We start from the raw sequence: 21,438 nt of genomic DNA, 5'->3' as shown, positions 1-21,438 counted from the left end.
TCTGCGAGCGACGGTCGTCCCAATCAGGCCGACAGCTTCGCCAGGATCTCGTCCGAGACTTCGAAGTTCGAATAGACGTTCTGGACGTCGTCGTCGTCTTCAAGGATGTCGATGAGCTTCATCAGCGACTGCGCCTTTTCTTCATCGACCGGAACGGTGTTCTGTGCCTTCCAGATCGCCTTGACCGTCTCGGCTTCGCCGAGCGTGTCTTCGAGCGCCTTGGACACTTCGCCGATCGCCTCGAAACCGCAGATGATCGTGTGGCCGTCCTCGTCAGTGGTGACGTCGTCGGCACCCGCTTCGATCACCGCATCCATCACCTTGTCGGCGTCACCGACGGAGAGCTTGTAGGTGATCTCGCCGACGCGATCGAAGGAGAAGGAAACCGAGCCGGTTTCGCCGAGCGCGCCGCCGGCCTTGGTGAAGGTCGAGCGCACGTTCGAGGCGGTGCGGTTGCGGTTGTCGGTCAAGGCTTCGACGATGACGGCAACGCCGCCCGGGCCATAACCCTCGTAGCGGACTTCTTCGTAGTTCTCCGCGTCGCCGCCGGAGGCCTTCTTGATCGCCCGTTCGATGTTGTCCTTCGGCATCGACTGCGCCTTGGCGTTCTGGATCGCCAGGCGCAGGCGCGCGTTCATCGCGGGATCGGGCATGCCCGACTTGGCGGCAACCGTGATTTCGCGCGCGAGCTTGGAAAACATTTTCGAGCGCACCGCATCCTGACGGCCCTTGCGGTGCATGATGTTCTTGAACTGTGAATGGCCAGCCATGGCACCCTCTGCATGCATTAATTTGAATGGAATGGGGCGCCTTATAGTTTTATTGCCGCTTTCCGTCCAGCCGGGGGGCGGTTTTTCAGTTGGCCGAGACCTGCGCGCGGCTCAAGAGGAAGCTGTGTCCGTCGTCACGGCGGCAGGAAAGGCCAGTGCGTTCCGACACGCAGGAGAACGGCCCTCGCGACCAACTTTGCCCATAGTCGAGCACAGTCCCAGTCGAACAGCAGCTGGGATCGCCGACGGCGTGATTGAGCGTGGCGGCTCCCGCCCGGCCAAGGGTCGCCCTGACATAACGCGGCGCGACGATATCGCAGGCCAGCTCCGGACCGCCATCGGCGGGCTGATAGACGGACGTGCCGCCAGCCGGCGTGTAGATACAGCCGATATTGCCCGAGGGCATCGCGAAGATCTCCGGCTCACCCGCCGGTCGGACCGTGGTCTCCGGCTGGCTTTGCGGCTGTTGCCCCTCGGGAGACGGCATGCGCGGCGGCGGCGCGCCACCGGCCTCGGCAAGAGTCGAGAAGGAGAGAAAGAACGATACGCCAACCACGAGCAACTTCATCGGGCGATCCCAGGATGTTCAAACGCCCTTGAGGATATAAATCAGTGGTTTGCTTGGCAAGGAACGCAGGGATACTTTGATACTGGCGCTGTCGGCGTAACGCTTGTCGTAGTCGTCGCCGAACATGTCCAGAAAGGCGTCGATCGGCGGGCCACGGCGGTGCATCGGCAGGATCAGCGAGGCGCGCAGCCGGCTGACCACCCGGCTCATGCTCTCGGCACCCATGGTCAGGCCGCCATCGACAGGCACCATGAGCACGTCCAGCCGGCCAATCTGGCTGTAGTGGCTGTCGTCGAGTTCATGGTGCAGATGGCCCAGATGGCCGATGCAGAGATCCGCCACCTCGAAGATAAAGATCGAGTTCCCGTCGTGCTCCATGGCGCCGCCGCCGGCGCGGATGTCGGTCGTCACGTTGCGGATGTGGGCGTCGCCGACCACGAGATCGTGGCGCGCCGGTTGGCCGCTATCGCTCCAGCCATGCAGCACGGTCTTGATCGCCGGATCCGGCGTCAGCGTGTAGTGGCTCGAATGCGCCTTGTTCATGGTCGCGACCATCGGCGGCATCGACGGTGCATACCAGCCGCTATAGTCGGTTGCGATCGAGACGCCGCCGGGCGTCTCGATCAGGAAGGTGGAATGGCCGAGATAGCTGATCGTCACCTCGCCGGCCGTCGTCTGCCCCTTGGTGGCAGCCGCGGGCGTGAAACTGGCAAAGGTTGCCTGGGGGAGCGTTTCGGCGATCGCCTGGCATTGGCTGACAGGGCGCGGCTGTTGCTGCGCATGGGCGACCGATGGCCAGAACGCGTGGATGAACCATATGGCGGCGAATGTGTAGACAAAGTACCGGAGCATCAGCCTTCACCTCTCTCACTTGCCGCCTGACCTCGGGCCTTGGGGGCACGCGGCAGGCAGGTATTGAACAGCGAATGGAAGCCTTTGCCTTCGCTCGACCGAACGGTGGCGTCACGGGGCGCGGAAAGAATTGTTCAAGGGCCCGGCCACGTCCAGTTACAAACGGCAGGCGGTGCTCACGTTTACGTCACCGTCCCTGAGGCCGATAAGGCAATGATAGCCTCTTCAAAGCCGAATGCCCCGGCATTGCTGCCGGGGCATTCGTCTGATTGTCGTCCGGCCTGCCCTATTCGGCCGGGTGCGGCGCCGGTTCGCTCACCGCCGCCTTGCGTCGCCGGAACGACCGGAGCGCGACGTAGAACACCGGCGTCAGGAACAGGCCGAGGAACGTTACCCCGAGCATGCCCGAAAACACCGCCGTGCCGAGCGACTGGCGCATTTCGGCACCCGGGCCGGTCGCGATCATCAGCGGCACCACGCCGAGGATGAAGGCAAAGGCGGTCATCAGGATCGGACGCAGGCGAAGCTGGCTCGCCTCTACCGCCGCCTCGATCGGCGTCTTGCCCTCGTCTTCGCCCTGCCGCGCGAACTCGACGATCAGGATCGCGTTCTTGGCTGCAAGACCGATCAGAACGATGAGCCCGATCTGGGTCAGCACGTTGTTGTCGAGCCCGCGGATGAACACGCCGACCAATGCGGCCAGCACGCCGAGCGGCACGATCAGGATGATCGCCAGCGGCAGAACCCAGCTTTCGTACTGGGCCGACAGCGCCAGGAACACGAAGACGACCGACAGTGCGAAGATGAACACCGCGGTGTTGCCTGTCTGGCGCTCCTGGTAGGCGAGTTCCGTCCACTCGAAGGTCGTGCCCTGCGGCAGGATCTGGGCGGCGAGCGCCTCCATCTTGTCGAGAGCCGTACCGGTCGAGACACCGACCGCAGGGTTACCCTGGATCGGCACCGAGACGTACATGTTGTAGCGCTGCACCAGCGTCGGACCGGCCGTATCCTGGATCTCGACGAGCGTACCCATCGGCACCAGCGCACCGGTTGCCGAGCGCACCTTCAGCGCCAGGATGTTGTCGCGCTCGACGCGGTACTGCTGGTCGGCCTGCGCCCGCACCTGGTAGACGCGGCCGAAGGCGTTGAAGTCGTTGACGTAGGACGTACCGAGGTTGATCGACAGCGCCTCGAAGATGTTGGGGATCGGCACGTTGAGTGTGCGCGCCTTGTCGCGGTCGATCGCCAGGAAGTATTGCGGACTGGAGGCCGAGAAGGTGGTGAAGACCCCGGTCAACCCTTCCGTCTGGTTGGCAGCGCCCATCATCTGGTAGGCAAGCCCGAGCGCGCGGCGCATGTCGGAGCTCTGCCGGTCCATGATCTGCATCTTGAAGCCGCCGGAGTTGCCGATGCCGCGCACCGAGGGCGGCGGCACGGCGATGATGAAGGCTTCCTGGATGCTCTGCAGGCTGCCATAGAGCTGGCCGATGATCTGGTTGGCCCCCTGCCCGTTCTTCAGCCGCTCTTCGAAGCTTTCGAAGGAGGCGAAGACCACACCCGAATTGGACGCGTTGGTAAAGGTCGCACCGTTGAAGCCGGCAAAGGCAACAGCACTTTTCACGCCCGGCACGTCCTGGATGATCTTCGAGGCCCGCTTGACGACGGCGTCCGTCCGGTCGAGCGAGGCGCCGTCCGGCAGCTGGATGACAACGATCGCATAGCCCTGGTCCATGGTCGGCACGAAGCCGCGCGGCACGATCTGCGCCATGTACCAGGTGGCCCCCAGCAGCCCGACGAAGACGAGAAGGGCCGCGGCCAGCGCCACCTTCGTCGAGACGAGCTTGCGCACGACCCATGCATAGCCCGACGCCATCCGGTCGAAACCATTGTTGAAGCCGTTCGCCAAGGCCTTGCCGAAGCGCGTCAGCGGATTGCGGCTTTCATGATGGCCGTTCTCGTGCGGCTTCAACAGGATAGCCGCCAGCGCCGGTGACAGTGTCAGCGAGTTGAAGGCGGAAATCACCGTTGCGACCGAGATCGTCACGGCGAACTGCAGGTAGAACTGGCCGGCGATGCCGGGGATGAAGGCCGTCGGCACGAACACCGCGGTCAACACCAGCGAGATCGCGATGACGGCCGCCCCCACCTCGTCCATGGTCACATGCGACGCCTCGCGCGGGGTCATCCCTCGCGCGAGATTTCGCTCGACATTCTCGACCACCACGATCGCATCGTCGACGACGATACCGATCGCCAGCACCAGGCCGAACAGCGTCAGCATGTTCAGCGAGAAGCCGAAGGCATAGAGGAAGGCGAAAGTGCCGACGAGTGACACGGGGATGGCGACGATCGGGATGATCGCCGTGCGCCACGATTGCAGGAAGACGAGAACGACGATGGCAACGAGAATGGCTGCCTCGGCGATCGTCTTGTAGACCTCGTTGATCGATTCCGAGATGAACTCTGTCGGGTTGTAGACGATGCGGTATTCGAGCCCGTCGGGGAAGTCCTTGGAAACGTCGGTCATCACCTTCTGGATCTGCTCGGCGGCGTCGAGCGCATTGGTGCCCGGCCGCGAGAAGATGCCGAGCGCCACCGCCGGGCTGCCGTCGAGATAGCTGTTGTTGACGTATTCGCGAGCACCGAGCTCGACACGCGCGACGTCCTGCAGCTGCACGAGGCGACCGCTTTCCGTCGCCTTGACGATGACATAGCGGAACTGCCGCGCGTCGCTGAAGCGGCCGTCCGTCGTGACCGTGTATTGGAACGCGCTGTCGCCCGGCGCCGGCGGACCACCGATCGAGCCGCCGGAGACCTGCACGTTCTGCTCGCGCAAAGCCTGCACCACGTCACCGGCCGTCATGCCATAGGCCGACAGCTTCTCCGGATCGAGCCAGACACGCAGCGCATATTCGCGCTCGCCGAACAGGATGACGTCGCCGACGCCATCGAGCCGGACAAGCAGGTCGCGGATACGAGTGCGCGCATAGTTCGAGACGTAGAGTTGGTCATAGCGTTCGGTCGGCGACAGGAGATGCACGACCATCATCAGGTCGGGCGAACTCTTGGCCGTGGTGATGCCGATACGCCGGACTTCTTCCGGCAGCCGGGGCTCCGCGATCGACACGCGGTTCTGTACCAGCACTTGTGCCTGGTCGAGGTCGGTGCCGAGCTTGAAGGTGATCGTCAGCGCCATCGAGCCGTCGGCGGTCGAATAGGAGGACATGTAGAGCATGTTCTCGACGCCGTTGATTTCCTGTTCGAGCGGCGTCGCGACGGTGTTGGCAACGGTATCGGCGTCAGCACCCGGATAGGCGGCGCGAACGACGATGGTCGGCGGGGCGATTTCCGGGTACTGCGCCACGGGAAGCTGAAAATAGGCGATACTGCCGACGATCAGCAGCACGATCGACAGCACCGACGCGAAGATCGGCCGGTCGACGAAGAAGTGAGCAAACCTCATTGCGCCGCCCCCGCTGCTTGCGCTTCAGGAGGAAGCTGGACCGTCTCAGGCTTCACCTTGGTGCCGGGCCGCGCCCGCATCAGACCGTTGACGACAATGGTCTCGTCGCCGGTCATGCCGGAGCGGATGACGCGGTAGCCATGCAGCTTCGGGCCGAGACGCACGGGCTTGGTCACCACCGTTCCATCCCCGGTCACCTCATAGACGATGCGCTCGTTCTGGTCGGCGCCGATCGCTTCGTCCGGAATGAGGACGGCCTTGTAGGTGTTCGAGCCTTCGATCTGCACACGGCCGAAGAGACCGGGCTGCAGCACGAGGCTCGGGTTATCGAGACGGGCGCGCACGCGCATCGTGCCGCTCTGCGGATCCACGCGGTTTTCGGCGAAGTCGAGCTTGCCCTTGAACGGCTCCTCTTGCGAGTCGGCGATGGTGACCAGCACTTCGAGCGAGCCGCCGCCTTCCTGCAACGCGCTGCCGCGCTCGCGCGCGACCCGTGCATAGGAAAGCAGCCGCCGTTCGTCGACATCGAAGTAGAAATCGATCGGGTCGAGCGACACGATCGTCGTCAGCACCGTCTGGTCAGCCTGGACGAGATTGCCCGTCGACAGCAGGCGCCGGTCGACCCGGCCGCTGAGCGGCGCGGTGATGGTGGTGTAGTCAAGGTCGAGCTTGGCACGCTCGACCGCCGCTTCTGCGCCGCGCACAAGCGCCTGCGCCGACAGGAGTTCGCGGCGGTGATCGTCGAGCGTCGAGACCGAAAGCGTGCCGGTGCCCGTCAGCGATTGCGTCCGCTTGAACTGGGCCTCGGCGAATTCCAGCGACGAGCGCGCCGATTCCAGCGTCGATTCGGCCTGGGAGAGAGCCGTACGATAGGGCCGCTGGTCGATGACGAAGAGCTTGTCGCCCTTCTTCACCAGGGCGCCATCGGTGAAATTGACCTCGTCGAGATAGCCGCCGATGCGGGCGCGAACCTGCACCTCGTCGACGGGCTCGAAACGGCCGATGAACTCGTCGCTGTCGATGACGTCCCGCACGACCGGCTTGGCGACGGTCACCACGGGCAGTTGCGCGTCCTGCGCCTGGGCACCGATTGCGGATAGAAGGGAAAGAGAAGCGCCGACGAACATCGGCAAATGCCACTGAGACAACATGCATGCCCTCCGAATGCACTTGGATCACGAGGGGCAGCCAATCGACCAGACCACCGCGATCGCTTTGAATATTTCAGAGCGGGGCCTGTGCGCAAAACAGCCGCATTACCCGTCCCGCTCCGCACAAATCCTCGGATCGGCAGCGATCCGAGAGGCAAAGTCACACAAGCAATCAAATGATACAGCGGCCTTGCGCCCTTCGGCCCGCGAACGCTGTCAGGTCAAATTCGCTGGGCAGCGAGCAATTGCCCGTGGCGCAGCGACAACAGCACATGCCCGCAATCCAGGACTGCGCACACCATTCATTCTGCAAAAACCCACGAATACATCACGCCCCGGCCCGGCGTGATTTCGCGATAACCTGCCATCATTTGATGGGGTTGTCACCTTGAAAAAAATCAATTCCAATAAGGCGATACGGGACAACCAAAGGTGCCCGCGCGCAGCTTCGCGCTGCGTTCAGAATGCCGCCTGACTTGGCCTTAAGACCAGAAATCCGGGATCGTTTCCGCCAGTCTCGGCCCAAGTCGCAGCGGCGCGATCTTCTCGGCGAGCCCGGTGCGATCGGAGATCTCGACCCCGAGACCGCAGATGGTGGCCGGACCCGAGGCCGCCTCGAAGCGCCCCTTCGGCATCTTCGAGATGAAGCGGTTGAGCGGCTCCTCCTTGTCCATGCCGAGCGAGGAATCGTAGTCGCCGCACATGCCGGCATCGCTCATATAGGCGGTGCCGCCGTTGAGGATCTGGTGGTCGGCGGTCGGCACGTGCGTATGCGTTCCGACGACGAGGCTGGCGCGACCGTCGACGAAATGGCCGAAGCACTGCTTCTCGCTGGTCGCCTCCGCATGGAAGTCGAACACGATCGCATCCGCCTGCTCGCCGAGCGGGCAGGCATCGAGGATGGCCTCGGCCGACTTGAAGGGGTCGTCGAGTTCGGGATGCATGAAGACGCGGCCCATGACGTTGGCGACCAGCACGCGCGCGCCATTGCGGGCAAAGAACAGGTTGGATCCGCGGCCGGGCGTGCCGGCCGGATAGTTGGCCGGGCGCAGGAACTGGTCGTGCCGCTCGCAGAAGACCACCGCTTCCTTCTGGTCCCAGACGTGGTTGCCGGTGGTCACCACGTCGGCGCCGGCGTTGATCGTCTCGAGGAAGATGTCTTCGGTGATCCCGAAGCCGCCCGCGGCGTTCTCGCCGTTGACGATGACGAAATCGAGCTTAAGGTCGCCGATCAGTCCCGGAAGCCGCTCCCAGACCGCCGTGCGGCCCGTCTTGCCCACCATATCTCCCAGAAACAGAAGCCTCATGCTCGCTCAAATCCCACCAGGGCAGTTCCGGCGGAAGCGCGTCAGCGGTTGTGGCGGCCGGACCTGCGTAAAACAAAGAGGTAGAGCGTCTACACGATCCTGGGCCGACAGGAAACGCCCAAGATCGATTCCGCGTGGGATCGCGAACCAATCTTCCGCCTCGGCCCGCGCGATTTCAAAGCGCCGGGCCGTCGCTCAGCTTCGTCAATGACCTAGAAATGCCGGAATCCGCTCTCGGTGAGAACGGCATCCAGCGCCACATCGTGCGGTTCGGCCGGCACGGCAGCCACCTCCTGGCAGTCGAACGCGATGCCGATCAGTTTCGGCAGATGCCCCTTGTTGCGCAACCGGTCGATGGCCCGGTCGTAATAACCGGCACCGTAGCCGATCCGGTGACCGGTCGCGTCAAAGGCAGAAAGCGGCACGAGCATGATATCCGGGTCGAGCACCGGAGCATCCGGGCCAGGCCCCGTCGTGCCGAAGCCGGTTGAGATGATGTCGACGCCATCGAGCAGTTCGCGAAAGACGATCGTCTTCTTGTCCATGATCACAGGCAGGCAGAGCCGGGCGCCGCGACTCTTCAGCCGCGCCATCAGCGGCCGGATATCGACCTCGGAGCGGATGGGCCAGAAGCCGGAAACGATGTGGCCCGGATCGAGCGCAATGACGTCGCCGGCATGGTCGGCCATGGTCAGGCTCGCCTCAATGCGTATCTCCGCCGGCATCGCATCGCGCAATGCCAGCCGCTCGTTGCGCAGCGCCGCCTTCAGGTCTTTCGGTGACATCGTGCCCTCTCCTGCCTCATGCCATCGTCGCGGACGAATTCTCCTCCCGAAATGGCACAACCCGTCACTTTCTCGCCGATTCCCGGCTCAATCACCAGCCTATATACCCGATGTCGCCCGTGCACATTCACCCGCATCGCCGCTTTTGCCGCGGTTTGCGACAGCACTGCCAGCGCCTTCCCGGTTCGGCACAGCATTAGCGTTCCGTTCATCATGGACGACGGTTCCGCTTTCGCGCATTGGCGACCGCATGCAAATAAAGACGCGATTTCAAATAATTAGCAGGAACTAATGCCCGCGTTCGATGTATGGACGCGCTCCTGCAGGCAGCAGTGGAAAAGCCGACGTCCATGAAGGACCAGATGAAAGAACTCGAACCGTTGGAACTGCGTTGCCTGACGCTTGCAGCCCGCGGCCGCACGCGCCAGGACATGATGCGCGAAACCGACATTCCGCTCGACCGGATCGACCGCGCGCTGGAAGACGCCATGCGCAAGCTGCAGGCCGGCAATCTGGCCGAAGCCGTCTTTCGTGCCGCAAGGCTCGATCTCATCTCGTAAGGATTGGCGCGGGCACGGCCTAGAGCATCCAGTGCGACCGATAGACCGCCTGCCCCAAGATCCGCTCCCGCTGCCGAAGGTCGGGGTCGCCTGCCGAGATCCCGACGTCGCGCAGCAGCAACGGCTTGTCTGCCGGCACCTCGACGGGCGCCTCGACAAACAGCAAATCGACAGTCCATTGCCTTGCCCTGCGTCGGGCGGTAACGAACGTTTCGGAAAAGGCGAGAACGGCAAGCACGCTCATGGAAAGGACTCGGGCGCAAGATGATCTGACGGGACGATCTTCGTCCTCGCATTGACATCTGACAAACGAATTGCAAGCATGACTGTCATCAGAAAATCTGATGGTTGAAGCCATGCCCCTTCCCCTCGATAGCGATCTGCTCAGAACCTTTCTTGCGGTTGTCGATACCAGCAGCGTCACGCGCGCCGCAGACATCGTCGGGCGCACCCAGTCGGCGGTCAGCATGCAGATCAGGAAGCTCGAGGATGTGCTCGGCGACGCCCTGTTCGAGCGCCATTCGCGCGGTGTGGTGCTGACGCCGCAGGGACTGCGGCTCGTCGATAATGCCAGGCGCATCGTTACCCTGCTCGACGACACGGCCGCCGCGCTCCGCCAACCCGCGCTCGACGGCGCGGTCCGGATCGGATTGCCGGAGGAATACATCAACTCGACCTTGCCGAAGGCGCTTGGCAGTTTCGCCGCCATCCACCCGGGCGTCGAAGTGACCGTGCAGCAGGGCGCGTCGATGACCAATGTCGCAGCGCTGGAAGCGGGCGAGATCGACCTTGCCGTCGTCTTCGAGCCCGGCGGAAAGACGAGAAACGAAGTCCTGATGATGGATCCGACCGTCTGGGTGACGTCGGAGCAGCACCGGACCGACGAGCGACGCCCGGTACCGATCGCGACCTATACCTATCTCGAAGGCGGTTGGTGCGACGACCTCGCTCAGCGCAACTTGAGGAAATGCCGCATCGACAACCGCGTCGCCTATGTCAGCCGCACCAGCGGCGGCCTGATGGCGGCGGTGGTATCCGGCCTCGCCATCGCGCCGCTTGCCCGCAGCAGCATTCCGGCCGGCTGCCGCGAACTGACCGCCGATGACGGCTACACCGTGATCGATCACTCGAATGTCGTGCTGCGGATTTCAAAGGCCGGAAACGGCAAGGACCGGATCGTCGAGGCCATGGCCGACGCCATCCGCCGGGCCTTTGCCGGGGAGTGAATGAGCAACGGAAAGAGGGAGAAGTGCGATCCACACAACCGATGGATATTTTACGATCCCGGGTGCCTACAAAGTAGGTGGGCGCCATGTGTCCGAACCCACGGGTCCGGACAGGGACAGCTCCCTTAGGATCGAGTATGGCCCCGGGGATTGTGGTTCCTGTCGGGGAGCGCAGACCGCATTCGATATATAAAGTGTCTCGGTGCTTCGCGCCAGTGGCTCGCCGACGAAACCTTGTCAGCTCGACGGCGTCGTGGGGCGGCCGTTCAGCTTGGCGGCGATACCGTGGATCTGCTGGGTCACTTCGCTGAGCGCCGAGGCCAGCGCCTCCTCGTTCTTCAGCTGATCCGAAAGCGCGGCGTCGCGCCCATTCGTCAGGTTTCCGACCTCGGCTTCGAGGTTCTTCAGCCGGCGATTGACCTCGCTGAGCTCGTCCATGACCATGATGCCGGCCATGACGGTCAGGCGCAGATCGCCGATCTCGCCAAACTGGGTCTTGAGGTGTCCGACATACTGATCGAAATTGGTGGCAAGCTCGATCAGATGATCTTCCTGCCCTTCCTCGCAGGCCATGCGATAGGCCTTGCCATCGATCGAAACTGTCACCTGCGCCATGTCGCTTGTTCCTAGCGGTCGAGCACCGCCCGAATGGTTTCCATCGCCGTCACGAGGCGACGGGAAACCTCACGGTTGACCTCCTCGAGCCGGTTTGCCCGGAACTGCGACTGATCGAGTTCCTGCGCCAGCCGCGACCGGTCGGTGTTGACGCGTCGCACCTCGCCCTCGAACTCGCTGAAGTCCCGCTCCCTGTCAAACCGACCGTCGATCGCATTCTCCAGGGATTGCACTGCGTTTCGCAGTTCGTCGATCGCCGCTTTGACAGTCTTTGCCGGCATGTGTTCCGAATACCTCGCCCATGAGGCCGAATCGCCCGAATCCCGTCCGCCGCTTCGGCTCGATCTTTTTTAAACCTATTACGTAAGTCTCAACAATGCCAAGTACAGCAAACAACAGCGGAAGCTGTGGATGGATTGCGTAGCCGGCTTTCTTCAACGGCAGTGCAGCAGGCTTATTGCATTGCGGAACAAGCACTCGGGCAGGGACCGAAGCAAGCTGCCGTCAAATGGCCGCGGAAGCCCCGTATTTATTGACTCGCACGGCGCACCTGCTATGTGTCAGCCGCTTCTTGCGCGGTCTTTGGAGGATAGAGACCGTTCCCTGACCACCGAACGCAAACGGAACAGTCATGATCTCTCGCGAAAAACACGACCGGATGGCAAATGCGATCCGTTTCCTCTCCATGGATGCCGTCGAGAAGGCAAATTCCGGCCACCCTGGCCTGCCCATGGGTGCAGCCGACATAGCGACAGTCCTCTTCACGCGCTATCTGAGCTTTGACCCCAAGAACCCCTCCTGGCCGAACCGCGACCGCTTCGTGCTGTCGGCCGGCCACGGCTCGATGCTGCTCTACTCGCTGCTCTATTTGACGGGCTACGAAGACATCTCCATCGACGAGATCAAGAACTTCCGCCAGCTTGGCGCCCGCACCGCCGGCCACCCGGAATACGGCCACGCCGCCGGCATCGAGACGACCACCGGTCCGCTCGGCCAAGGCATTGCCAATGCCGTCGGCATGGCGATCGCCGAGCGCAAGCTGCGCGACGAATTCGGCTCCGACCTGATGGAGCACTACACCTACGTGCTCGCCGGTGACGGCTGCCTCATGGAAGGCATCAGCCAGGAAGCGATTTCGCTCGCCGGCCACCTGAAGCTCAACAAGCTGATCGTCTTCTGGGACGACAACAACATCTCGATCGACGGCCCGATCTCGATCGCCGACTCGACCGACCAGCACGCCCGCTTCCGCGCCAGCAACTGGAACACCATTGCCGTCGACGGCCATGATCCGGACGCAATCGCCGCTGCGATCGACCAGGCGCAGAAGTCCGACAAGCCGACGATGATCGCCTGCAAGACGACGATCGGTTTCGGCGCACCGAACAAGGCCGGCACCCACAAGGTTCACGGCTCGCCGCTCGGCGCCGAGGAAATCGCCGCCACCCGCAAGGCGCTCGGCTGGGAAGCCGAAGCTTTCGTCGTTCCTTCGGACGTTCTCGACGCCTGGCGTCTGGCCGGCCTGCGCTCGACCAAGGCGCGCAAGGAGTGGGAAGACCGTCTTGAAAAGAGCGAGGGCGAGAAGAAGGCCCAGTTCGTTCGCCGCTTCTCCGGCGAGCTCGAAGGCCGTCTGTCCTCCGCCATCGACGACTACAAGAAGAAGCTCGCCGAAACCAAGCCGTCGCCGGCAACCCGCAAGGCTTCCGAAGACGCGCTCGAAGTCATCAACGGCGTTCTGGCCGAAACCATCGGCGGCTCGGCCGACCTGACCGGCTCGAACAACACCAAGACGAGCCAGACCAAGTCGATCACCCCTGACGACTTCTCCGGCCGCTACATCCATTGGGGCGTTCGCGAGCACGGCATGGCCGCTGCCATGAACGGCATGGCGCTGCATGGCGGCGTCATCCCCTATTCCGGCGGCTTCCTGATCTTCTCGGACTATTGCCGTCCGTCGATCCGCCTTGCCGCTCTGATGGGCATCCGCGTCATCCACGTGCTGACACACGATTCCATCGGCCTTGGCGAAGACGGCCCGACGCACCAGCCGGTCGAGCACATGGCAGCGTTGCGCGCCATTCCGAACCTCCTGATGTTCCGCCCGGCCGACGCCACGGAAACGGCCGAGTGCTGGCAGCTGGCGCTCGAAAGCCACAACCGTCCGTCCGGCATCGCGCTGACCCGCCAGAACCTGATGGCCGTTCGCACCGAGTATGAGGAAGAAAACCTCTGCGCCCGCGGCGCCTATGACCTGATCTCGGCCGCCGACGCCAAGGTCACGATCTTCGCCACCGGCTCGGAAGTCGAAATCGCCGTCAAGGCCTGCCAGACGCTGACCGCCAAGGGCATCTCGACCCGTGTCGTCTCCGTTCCCTGCTTCGAGCTTTTCGCCGAGCAGAGCGAAGACTACCAGCAGGCGATCATCGGCAACTCGCCGGTCAAGATCGCCGTCGAAGCCGGCATCCGTCAGGGCTGGGATCACTTCATCGGCAGCGATGGCACCTTCATCGGCATGTCGAGCTTCGGCGCTTCCGGCCCCTACAAGGAGCTTTACAAGCACTTCGGCATCACGCCCGAGGCGGTGGTCGCCGCCGCGGAAACGAAGCTCGCCTGATCAATCTGCGGGGCGCGCCGAAAGGTGCGCCCCGCTTTTTTTCGTACCACGTCAGTCAGACAGGGAGAGACCCATGACAGTGAAAGTCGCCATCAACGGTTTTGGCCGCATCGGCCGCAACGTGCTCCGCGCGATCGTCGAATCCGGCCGCACCGACATCGAAGTCGTTGCGATCAACGACCTTGGCCCCGTTGAGACCAACGCTCACCTGCTGCGCTATGACTCGATCCACGGTCGTTTCCCGGCCGAGGTCAAGGTCGAAGGCGACACGATCACCATCAACGGCGGCAAGCCGATCAAGGTGACCGCGATCAAGGATCCGGCAACGCTGCCGCACAAGGAACTCGGTATCGACATCGCGATGGAGTGCACCGGCATCTTCACCGCCCGCGACAAGGCTGCAGCCCACCTGACTGCCGGCGCCAAGCGCGTCATCGTCTCGGCTCCGGCCGACGGCGCCGACCTGACGGTCGTCTACGGCGTCAACCACGACCAACTGACCAAGGACCACCTGGTCATCTCCAACGCATCCTGCACGACGAACTGCCTGGTTCCGGTCGTCAAGGTCCTGAACGATACCATCGGCATCAGCCACGGCTTCATGACCACGATCCACTCCTACACCAACGACCAGCCGTCGCTCGACCAGATGCACAAGGATCTGTACCGTGCCCGCGCTGCCGCTCTGTCGATGATCCCGACCTCGACCGGTGCCGCCAAGGCCGTTGGCCTGGTTCTGCCGGAACTGAAGGGCAAGCTCGACGGCACGTCGATCCGCGTCCCGACCCCGAACGTCTCCGTCGTCGACTTCAAGTTCGTCGCCAAGCGCAACACCTCGGTCGAGGAAATCACCAACGCCATCAAGGCCGCCTCCAATGGCGCGCTCAAGGGCGTTCTCGGCTACACGGAAGAGCCGCTCGTTTCGCGCGACTTCAACCATGACAGCCACTCCTCGATCTTCGCGATCGACCAGACCAAGGTCGTCGAAGGCAACTTCGTGCGTATCCTCACCTGGTACGACAACGAGTGGGGCTTCTCGAACCGCATGGCCGACACGGCGGTCGCGTTCGCCAAGCTCATCTAAGACAGATGTTTCGCGCCCTCTCCTCAACGACGGTCCGCTGGCGTCCGCTGGAAGGGGAAGGGCTCGAACACCTGACGCTGACAAAAATCGACACCACCGACGGCGCGGTCATCCGCGCCGTCGGCGTTCTGATCGGAAGCCGCGGCGGCACGCCCTATGGCGCGCGCTACCGGATCGACTGCGACGACAGCTGGCACGTTCGCAAATTGATGGTCGACACCACCGATGGCCACAGCCTGCATCTGCGCTCGGACGTTCCGGGCGAATGGGCGACGGCACGCGGCACGCCCCTCCCCGAATTCGACGGCTGTATCGATATCGACCTCGCGGGAACGCCCTTCACCAACACGCTGCCGATCCGCCGCCTCGGCCTTGTGAGCCAGTCCGGCACCGCCAGACTGAAGATGCTCTACGTGCCGTTCGACACGTTTCAGCCTGTTGTGGACGGTCAGCACTACACCTGCCTCGATGATTTCAGGCTCTATCGCTACGAGGCCGAGGACCGCAGTTTTGCCGCGGAACTGCCCGTAGACGAGGACGGCCTCGTCATCGACTACCCCACCCTTTTCCAAAGACTATCACCGGAGACTATCTGATGACTTTCAAGACCCTCGACGATCTGACCGACATCGCCGGCAAGCGCGTTCTGGTGCGCGTCGATCTCAACGTGCCGGTCAAGGACGGCGTGGTCACCGACGCGACCCGCATCGAGCGCGTCGCGCCGACCATCCGCGAATTGTCCGAGAAGGGCGCCAAGGTCATCCTGCTCGCCCATTTCGGCCGTCCGAAGGGTGAGCCGGTCGCCGACATGTCGCTGAAGACGATCGCTCCTGCCGTCGAGGACGTGCTCGACCAGCGCGTTCATTTCGGCGCCGACTGCATCGGCGACAAGGCCAAGAACGCGATCGCCGAAATGAGCGACGGCGACGTGCTGCTCTTGGAAAACACCCGCTTCCACAAGGGCGAGGAAAAGAACGAGGCCGAATTCGTCAAGGCGCTCGCCGCCAATGGCGACATCTACGTCAACGACGCCTTCTCGGCCGCCCACCGCGCCCATGCTTCGACGGAAGGTCTTGCCCATCACCTGCCGGCCTATGCCGGCCGCACCATGCAGGCCGAACTCGAAGCGCTCGAAAAGGGTCTCGGCCAGCCGAAGCGCCCGGTCGTCGCCATCGTCGGCGGCGCCAAGGTCTCGACCAAGATCGACCTGTTGCAGAACCTCGTGACCAAGGTCGATGCGCTCGTCATCGGCGGCGGCATGGCCAACACCTTCATCGCTGCCAAGGGCATCAATGTCGGCAAGTCGCTGTGCGAGCATGACCTCGCCGACACCGCCAAGGCGATCATCGCCGCTGCCGACAAAGCCGGCTGCGCCATCGTGCTGCCGGAAGACGGCGTGATCGCCCGTGAGTTCAAGGCCGGCGCCGACAACGAAGTCGTCGACATCAACGCCATTCCCGCCGATGCCATGGTTCTCGACGTCGGCCCGAAGTCGATCGCGGCCGTCAATGACTGGATCTCCAAGGCCGAAACGCTGGTCTGGAACGGTCCGCTCGGCGCCTTCGAAATCGCGCCTTTCGACAAGGCCACCGTTGCCGTTGCCAAGCATGCGGCTGCCCGCACCCGTCAGGGTTCGCTGGTCTCGGTTGCCGGCGGTGGTGATACCGTCGCGGCGCTGAACCATGCCGAAGTCGCCGACGATTTCAGCTACGTCTCGACCGCCGGCGGCGCATTCCTGGAGTGGATGGAAGGCAAGCCGCTTCCGGGCGTCGACATCCTGAAGCAGAAGTAAGTCATACAACCGGCGCGTGGGAAGCACTCTCACGCGCCGGCCATCAAGAAAAAACCTCATTTATTCAAACGATTAAAAAATTTTAAATCGTTTCAGTCGATTTTCCCGCCATTTTCCTGGACAATTTCACCTGTTACTCGCGCTCCTGTTGGGAGCGTGGCGGTTGCCCCGTGCACCGTCGGCCCTGCAACTGTTTCAGTGTTCGCCTGATCCTGATGATCGGCGCTGTCTAGGGAGAGAAAAAGCATGACGGAAAAACTGGAAGACATCGCCGTCGCCATGGTCGCCAATGGCCGCGGACTGCTTGCCGCTGACGAGTCCACGGCAACGATCAAGAAGCGCTTCGATACGATCGGTCTCGAATCCACCGAAACCTCCAGGCGCGATTACCGCGAGATGCTGCTGCGCGCCGAAAAGGCGATGCGCAAATACATCTCCGGCGTCATCCTCTACGAGGAAACCCTGTTCCAGCATGCGGTCGACGGCACCCAGCTCGTCGACATCATCCGGGCGGCCGGCTCGATCCCCGGCATCAAGGTCGATGCGGGCGCCAAGCCGATGACGAACTTCCCGGCCGAGACAATCACCGAAGGCCTCGACGGCCTTGCCCAGCGGTTGGCGAGATATCACGAGGCCGGCGCACGCTTTGCCAAGTGGCGCGGCGTGATCTCCATCTCCGATACGCTGCCCACCGCCGGTGCGGTTCGCGCCAATGCCCATGCGCTCGCCCGCTACGCCGCCCTGTGCCAGGACGCCGGCATCGTCCCGATCGTCGAGCCGGAAGTGCTGATGGACGGCGCGCCGGGCGATCACTCGATCGATCGCTCCGAACAGGTGACCGAGTGGACGCTGCGGACAACCTTCGAAGAATTGGCGGCCATGCGCGTCAAGCTCGAAGGCATGATCCTGAAACCGAGCATGGTGATCGACGGCAAGAAGGCCCGCAATGCCTCCGTCGCCGAAGTGGCCGAGCGCACCATCCGGGTGCTGAAGCGCACGGTGCCTTCGGCGGTACCGGGCATCGCCTTCCTCTCGGGCGGCCAGTCGACCGAGGAAGCGACCGCCCACCTCTCGGCAATGAATGCCAGCCACGACCTGCCCTGGAAGCTCACCTTCTCCTATGGCCGCGCGCTGCAGCAGGAGGCGCTCAATGCTTGGCACGGCAAGGCCGACAACATCGGCGCCGGCCAGCGCGCCTTCTCGCATCGCGCCGAGATGTGCAGCCTTGCCGCCAAGGGTATGTGGAAGAAGGAACTCGAGAAGGCTGCCTAAGCCAGGTCTACCGGATGAGAAGGGGCCGTCCGCCGCCCCCCTTTTTTTTGCCAAAGGGTTGGCGCGCCTGCGAGGGACGGCTTCGTCGGCGTCGGGGAACTTGTCACCCGGACAAGTTCGCGTCTTTGTGCGGTGTGTCGGCTACCTTAAGCCTTGGCTTCAGAGCCGACACGATGAGCGCCAACGGCGCCCAACCAGCGAAAGCCAGGACCATGACCTCTGACACTGCGCCGAAGTCCGTTGCCTATGTCACCGTCGACGTCTTCACCGACGAGCGCTTCGCCGGCAACCAATTGGCTGTCATGTCCGACGCCCGCGGCTTGAGCGATCGTCAGATGCAGGCGATCGCGACCGAATTCGGCTATTCCGAAGTCACCTTCGTTTTGCCGCCGCGCGACCCCGCCAACACGGCGGAAGTCCGGATCTTCACGCCGACGACGGAGATTCCCTTTGCCGGTCATCCCAATGTCGGCACGGCCTTCGTGCTCGGCGGGCAAAAGGAAATCTTCGGCCGCGCGCCCGGTGAAATCCTGCGGTTCGAGGAAAAGGCCGGCCTTGTCGAGGCCACATTGCTGCGGGAAGGCGGTGTAGTGGTGGGCGCCACCATCGTCGTACCGCGCAGCCTGACCGTCGGCCCCGAAATCGACGCCGACACCGTCGCCGCCTGCGCGTCGCTCGCGCCTGAAGCCGTCAGCAGACGCGTGCATGCGCCGACCCGGCTTTCCGTCGGGCTGCCCTTCGCCGTCGCCGAAATCAAGGATGTCGCGACGCTGTCGTCCGCCCAACCCAATGTCACCGCCTTCCAGGCGGCCAATGCGCGCTACAAACCCGAGGAAGACAGTTTCAGCCTGTTCCTCTACGCTCGCTCGGCAGAGGCGCCATGGCAGATCCGGGCGCGCATGTTCGCGCCGCTCGACAATGTCAACGAGGCCCCGGCAACCGGCAGCGCCTCGGCAGCACTTTCCGCCTATCTCGTCTCGGTCATCCAGGAGCAGGATATCGATGTCGAGATCATCATCGAGCAGGGTGTGGAGATGGGTCGCCGCAGCCTCATCGGCGCGCATGTCCGAAAGCAGGGTGGCGTTGTTCGGAGCGTCAGCCTTTCCGGCCATTGCGTCAGCGCCATGCGCGGGCTGATCGACCTCTAGAGCGTCCTTCCTGCGCCCTCAGGCGCGGTCACGCTCCGGCAGAAGCTTCAAGATATCGGCAAACATATCCTGCCATTCGGCGTCGTCCATCTCGAGGAAGCCGAAGCCGCGCAGCAGGAAGACGCCTTCGGTCGCGAGAAACACCATTCGCGCCCTACGCCCCTCCTCCGTCGAGAGGTCGAGACCATCGAGGCGGGTGCGGTACCAGGCGCGATTCTTCGCCATGTGCTCTTCCCGCTGCAGCAGCGCCGCCATCATGCCGGATGTGCGGGCATTGTCGGCCGTGTTCATCCGGGCGGTCACCGACGCATGGGCACGCATCGCCTTGATCGGATCAGGATCGTCGCCACCCTCCGCCGCTACCGCGGTATCGAACTCGTCGAACCAACGCTGCATCATCGCGTCGATCAGTCCGTCCTTGTTGCCGAAGCAATATTGCACGCCGCCCTTGGTGATGCCGGAAGCCTTGGCGACGGCATCGATCGTCAGGCCGGCCGCGCCGACGGAATTCACCACCGCCTCCGCCGCGTCCAGAACCTTGTCCCGATCGATTGTTCGTCGCCGACCCATCTTGACTTCCTATTTCAAATCCATACGTACGTATTCAAATAACCAACGACCCTGATTTAAACAAGGCCCAGCCCCCATTTCCCAGTGGCGGCCACCGAGGTGTACCATGCTTCCGCAAAATCGCTGGCTCATTCTGGCCATAGTATCGAGCGCGCTCTTTCTGATCGTCGTCGACATGACGGTGCTCTATACCGCCCTGCCCCGCCTGACCCATGATCTCGGCGCCACCGCGTCGGAGAAGCTCTGGATCGTCAACGCCTATGCTCTCGTCGTCGCTGGTCTTCTACCCGGCCTCGGCACGCTCGGCGACCGGCTCGGCCACAAGAAGCCCTTCATCGTCGGCCTTGCCGTCTTCGGCATCGCCTCGCTGATCGCCGCCTATGCGCCGACACCGGCGATCCTGATCGGTGGTCGCGTCCTGCTCGCCGTCGGCGCTGCCCTCATGATGCCGGCGACGCTGTCGATCATCCGGCTCACTTTCACCGACGAACGCGAACGCGCGCTGGCGATCGGCGTTTGGGCAGCGATCGCTTCGGGCGGTGCCGCGATCGGCCCGGTGCTCGGCGGTTTGCTGCTCGAATACTTCTGGTGGGGCTCGGTCTTCCTCATCAACGTGCCGGTCGTCGCGATGGCCCTCGTGCTCGGCCTCGTCGTGCTGCCGAACAACGCCGGCAATCCGAAACACCCCTGGGACGCGATCGGTTCGCTGCAGATCATGGTCGGCCTCATCGGCCTTGCCTATGCCGTCAAGGAAACGAGCAAGCGCGAGCCGTCTTTGGAAGCGGGTCTCGCTGCCGCCGTGATCGGCGCTATCGCGCTCTTTCTCTTCGTGCGCCGCCAGCGCCGCAGCCCGCATCCGCTGATCGACTTCAGCCTCTTCCGCAATGCGGTGTTTTCCTCCGGCGTTGCCGCAGCGCTCGTGGCATCCGCCTCCATCGTCGGCATCGAACTGGTGCTGAGCCAGCAGCTGCAGCTGGTCGAGGGCTTTTCGCCGCTCGAGGCGGGTGTCTTCATTCTGCCGATCCCGCTTGCGGCTTTCGTCGCCGGCCCGCTGACCGGCACCCTGCTGCCGCGCCTGGGCGCCGAAGTGGTGCTGCGCTCGGGCCTCATCCTGGCGGCTCTCGGTCTTGGCGGCTATCTGCTCGTCCATGAAACCGGCGCGCTCGCCCAGATCGTCACCCTCGTCGTTCTCGGCCTCGGCATCGGTGCGTCCATGACCGCCGCCTCCAGCGCCATCATGTTCAACGCCCCGCCGGAACGGGCCGGCATGGCAGCATCGATCGAGGAGGTCTCGTTCGAGCTTGGCGGCGCGATCGGCATTGCCGTGCTCGGCACCGTCATGTCGGTCGTCTACACCGCCTTCCTCGTCGTGCCGGAGGGGGCTGCAATCCCGCCGATGGTGCGCGACAGCCTCGATGAAGCCCTGCTCCTCGCCGAGAAGCTGCCGGCGGATGTGGCGAGCGAACTGGTGAGCCGTGCCCGCCTCGCCTTCGAAGGAGCGTTTACCGCGGTCGTGATGGTGGCAACAGCAATGCTGTTCGTGACCGGGGCGGCCATTTGGTGGCTGACGGCCGGGCGCGTCACCGCCCCTCAGGGATCCCGCCAGGCGGGCCACCACTAACAGCAAGCTTCGAGCCGCCGGATGGAACCGACTGTCCGGC

The 21,438-nt window shown here is 63.5% G+C and carries 20 protein-coding genes and 1 other RNA gene; 9 read left to right on the top strand and 12 right to left on the bottom strand.

The features are described 5' to 3' along the window. Nucleotides 1-23: 23 nt before the first annotated feature. The 7 genes from IB272_RS23840 to IB272_RS23810 form a co-directional block, all read right to left on the bottom strand. The gene (locus IB272_RS23840; protein WP_060581112.1) at nt 24-770 is read right to left on the bottom strand and encodes a YebC/PmpR family DNA-binding transcriptional regulator; all 747 of its coding nucleotides are present in this window, start codon (nt 768-770) and stop codon (nt 24-26) included. Nucleotides 771-855: 85 nt separating this feature from the next. Further along, nucleotides 856-1,338 carry a hypothetical protein gene (locus IB272_RS23835; RefSeq protein ID WP_090299744.1) on the bottom strand — a complete coding sequence of 161 codons (483 nt, stop codon included), beginning with the start codon at nt 1,336-1,338 and terminating at the stop codon, nt 856-858. Between the two features lie 18 nt (nt 1,339-1,356). Further along, entirely contained in the window at nt 1,357-2,193 is an 837-nt protein-coding gene (locus tag IB272_RS23830) for an MBL fold metallo-hydrolase (protein WP_090299742.1), read from the bottom strand. Between the two features lie 283 nt (nt 2,194-2,476). Then, nucleotides 2,477-5,653 (bottom strand): multidrug efflux RND transporter permease subunit, encoded by a 3,177-nt coding sequence (locus tag IB272_RS23825; protein ID WP_060581110.1) that lies wholly within the window; start codon nt 5,651-5,653, stop codon nt 2,477-2,479. Then, on the bottom strand, nt 5,650-6,804 hold the full coding sequence (locus IB272_RS23820; RefSeq protein WP_060581109.1) for an efflux RND transporter periplasmic adaptor subunit: 1,155 nt from the start codon (nt 6,802-6,804) through the stop codon (nt 5,650-5,652). The genes IB272_RS23825 and IB272_RS23820 overlap by 4 nt, the downstream gene beginning before the upstream one ends. A 482-nt stretch (nt 6,805-7,286) precedes the next feature. Then, complete coding sequence (locus IB272_RS23815; protein ID WP_034806196.1) at nt 7,287-8,111, bottom strand: YmdB family metallophosphoesterase; 825 nt, start codon at nt 8,109-8,111, stop codon at nt 7,287-7,289. A gap of 212 nt (nt 8,112-8,323) precedes the next feature. Continuing rightward, entirely contained in the window at nt 8,324-8,896 is a 573-nt protein-coding gene (locus IB272_RS23810) for a 5-formyltetrahydrofolate cyclo-ligase (protein WP_034806194.1), read from the bottom strand. A 362-nt stretch (nt 8,897-9,258) separates the two neighbouring features. Between IB272_RS23810 and IB272_RS23805 the strand changes: the two genes are divergently transcribed. Further along, nucleotides 9,259-9,456, top strand: a complete 198-nt coding sequence (locus IB272_RS23805; protein WP_234798710.1) for a transcriptional regulator — start codon at nt 9,259-9,261, stop codon at nt 9,454-9,456. A gap of 19 nt (nt 9,457-9,475) precedes the next feature. Here IB272_RS23805 and IB272_RS23800 read toward each other — a convergent pair whose 3' ends face one another. After that, nucleotides 9,476-9,700 (bottom strand): hypothetical protein, encoded by a 225-nt coding sequence (locus tag IB272_RS23800; RefSeq protein WP_034806191.1) that lies wholly within the window; start codon nt 9,698-9,700, stop codon nt 9,476-9,478. A 100-nt stretch (nt 9,701-9,800) separates the two neighbouring features. On the opposite strand from IB272_RS23800, the gene IB272_RS23795 reads away from it, so the two are divergent. Next, nucleotides 9,801-10,682, top strand: a complete 882-nt coding sequence (locus IB272_RS23795; protein ID WP_234798711.1) for a LysR family transcriptional regulator — start codon at nt 9,801-9,803, stop codon at nt 10,680-10,682. A gap of 23 nt (nt 10,683-10,705) precedes the next feature. Here IB272_RS23795 and ssrS read toward each other — a convergent pair. From ssrS to IB272_RS23780, 3 genes are all read right to left on the bottom strand, one after another. Continuing rightward, nucleotides 10,706-10,863, bottom strand: a non-coding RNA gene (gene ssrS / locus IB272_RS23790) — 6S RNA. Between the two features lie 56 nt (nt 10,864-10,919). Beyond that, nucleotides 10,920-11,297, bottom strand: a complete 378-nt coding sequence (locus tag IB272_RS23785; RefSeq protein WP_034806187.1) for a cell division protein ZapA — start codon at nt 11,295-11,297, stop codon at nt 10,920-10,922. Nucleotides 11,298-11,308: 11 nt separating this feature from the next. After that, nucleotides 11,309-11,578, bottom strand: a complete 270-nt coding sequence (locus IB272_RS23780) for a DUF4164 domain-containing protein (protein ID WP_034806184.1) — start codon at nt 11,576-11,578, stop codon at nt 11,309-11,311. 350 nt (nt 11,579-11,928) lie between these two features. Between IB272_RS23780 and tkt the strand changes: the two genes are divergently transcribed. The 6 genes from tkt (at nt 11,929) to IB272_RS23750 (ending at nt 19,207) form a co-directional block, all read left to right on the top strand. Then, a complete protein-coding gene (gene tkt, locus IB272_RS23775) occupies nt 11,929-13,911 on the top strand; it encodes a transketolase (RefSeq protein ID WP_060581108.1) in 1,983 nt (660 codons plus the stop codon). Between the two features lie 73 nt (nt 13,912-13,984). Further along, nucleotides 13,985-14,995, top strand: a complete 1,011-nt coding sequence (gene gap, locus IB272_RS23770) for a type I glyceraldehyde-3-phosphate dehydrogenase (RefSeq protein ID WP_034806178.1) — start codon at nt 13,985-13,987, stop codon at nt 14,993-14,995. A gap of 5 nt (nt 14,996-15,000) precedes the next feature. Further along, on the top strand, nt 15,001-15,591 hold the full coding sequence (locus IB272_RS23765) for a putative glycolipid-binding domain-containing protein (RefSeq protein WP_060581107.1): 591 nt from the start codon (nt 15,001-15,003) through the stop codon (nt 15,589-15,591). Then, nucleotides 15,591-16,787 carry a phosphoglycerate kinase gene (locus tag IB272_RS23760; RefSeq protein WP_034806155.1) on the top strand — a complete coding sequence of 399 codons (1,197 nt, stop codon included), beginning with the start codon at nt 15,591-15,593 and terminating at the stop codon, nt 16,785-16,787. Before IB272_RS23765 ends, IB272_RS23760 begins: the two co-directional genes overlap by 1 nt. 246 nt (nt 16,788-17,033) lie before the next feature. Further along, nucleotides 17,034-18,059 (top strand): class I fructose-bisphosphate aldolase, encoded by a 1,026-nt coding sequence (locus IB272_RS23755; protein ID WP_060581106.1) that lies wholly within the window; start codon nt 17,034-17,036, stop codon nt 18,057-18,059. A 212-nt stretch (nt 18,060-18,271) separates the two neighbouring features. Then, nucleotides 18,272-19,207: a PhzF family phenazine biosynthesis protein gene (locus IB272_RS23750; RefSeq protein ID WP_192445195.1), complete on the top strand. Its 936-nt coding sequence runs from the start codon at nt 18,272-18,274 to the stop codon at nt 19,205-19,207. Nucleotides 19,208-19,225: 18 nt separating this feature from the next. Here IB272_RS23750 and IB272_RS23745 read toward each other — a convergent pair whose 3' ends face one another. Beyond that, complete coding sequence (locus IB272_RS23745; RefSeq protein ID WP_034806147.1) at nt 19,226-19,777, bottom strand: TetR/AcrR family transcriptional regulator; 552 nt, start codon at nt 19,775-19,777, stop codon at nt 19,226-19,228. 106 nt (nt 19,778-19,883) lie between these two features. On the opposite strand from IB272_RS23745, the gene IB272_RS23740 reads away from it, so the two are divergent. After that, nucleotides 19,884-21,398, top strand: a complete 1,515-nt coding sequence (locus IB272_RS23740) for an MFS transporter (RefSeq protein WP_060581104.1) — start codon at nt 19,884-19,886, stop codon at nt 21,396-21,398. The last annotated feature ends 40 nt before the right edge of the window (nt 21,399-21,438 follow it).

The organism is Ensifer sp. ENS08 (assembly GCF_014852195.1).
In the GTDB taxonomy this organism is placed as follows: domain Bacteria; phylum Pseudomonadota; class Alphaproteobacteria; order Rhizobiales; family Rhizobiaceae; genus Ensifer; species Ensifer adhaerens.
The sequence above is the reverse complement of the archived record's forward strand: the minus strand, read 5'-3'. Positions and strand labels throughout refer to the sequence as shown.

Bases quoted from the DNA above. Each gene is read 5' to 3' on its own strand.
- gap (WP_034806178.1), top strand. From the start codon at position 13,985: ATGACAGTGAAAGTCGCCATCAACGGTTTTGGCCGCATCGGCCGCAAC.
- IB272_RS23815 (WP_034806196.1), bottom strand. From the start codon at position 8,111: ATGAGGCTTCTGTTTCTGGGAGATATGGTGGGCAAGACGGGCCGCACG.
- IB272_RS23825 (WP_060581110.1), bottom strand. From the start codon at position 5,653: ATGAGGTTTGCTCACTTCTTCGTCGACCGGCCGATCTTCGCGTCGGTG.
- IB272_RS23835 (WP_090299744.1), bottom strand. From the start codon at position 1,338: ATGAAGTTGCTCGTGGTTGGCGTATCGTTCTTTCTCTCCTTCTCGACT.
- IB272_RS23785 (WP_034806187.1), bottom strand. From the start codon at position 11,297: ATGGCGCAGGTGACAGTTTCGATCGATGGCAAGGCCTATCGCATGGCC.
- IB272_RS23755 (WP_060581106.1), top strand. From the start codon at position 17,034: ATGACGGAAAAACTGGAAGACATCGCCGTCGCCATGGTCGCCAATGGC.
- tkt (WP_060581108.1), top strand. From the start codon at position 11,929: ATGATCTCTCGCGAAAAACACGACCGGATGGCAAATGCGATCCGTTTC.
- IB272_RS23795 (WP_234798711.1), top strand. From the start codon at position 9,801: ATGGTTGAAGCCATGCCCCTTCCCCTCGATAGCGATCTGCTCAGAACC.
- IB272_RS23780 (WP_034806184.1), bottom strand. From the start codon at position 11,578: ATGCCGGCAAAGACTGTCAAAGCGGCGATCGACGAACTGCGAAACGCA.
- IB272_RS23840 (WP_060581112.1), bottom strand. From the start codon at position 770: ATGGCTGGCCATTCACAGTTCAAGAACATCATGCACCGCAAGGGCCGT.
- IB272_RS23820 (WP_060581109.1), bottom strand. From the start codon at position 6,804: ATGTTGTCTCAGTGGCATTTGCCGATGTTCGTCGGCGCTTCTCTTTCC.
- IB272_RS23740 (WP_060581104.1), top strand. From the start codon at position 19,884: ATGCTTCCGCAAAATCGCTGGCTCATTCTGGCCATAGTATCGAGCGCG.
- IB272_RS23745 (WP_034806147.1), bottom strand. From the start codon at position 19,777: ATGGGTCGGCGACGAACAATCGATCGGGACAAGGTTCTGGACGCGGCG.
- IB272_RS23800 (WP_034806191.1), bottom strand. From the start codon at position 9,700: ATGAGCGTGCTTGCCGTTCTCGCCTTTTCCGAAACGTTCGTTACCGCC.
- IB272_RS23805 (WP_234798710.1), top strand. From the start codon at position 9,259: ATGAAAGAACTCGAACCGTTGGAACTGCGTTGCCTGACGCTTGCAGCC.
- IB272_RS23810 (WP_034806194.1), bottom strand. From the start codon at position 8,896: ATGTCACCGAAAGACCTGAAGGCGGCGCTGCGCAACGAGCGGCTGGCA.
- IB272_RS23760 (WP_034806155.1), top strand. From the start codon at position 15,591: ATGACTTTCAAGACCCTCGACGATCTGACCGACATCGCCGGCAAGCGC.
- IB272_RS23765 (WP_060581107.1), top strand. From the start codon at position 15,001: ATGTTTCGCGCCCTCTCCTCAACGACGGTCCGCTGGCGTCCGCTGGAA.
- IB272_RS23750 (WP_192445195.1), top strand. From the start codon at position 18,272: ATGACCTCTGACACTGCGCCGAAGTCCGTTGCCTATGTCACCGTCGAC.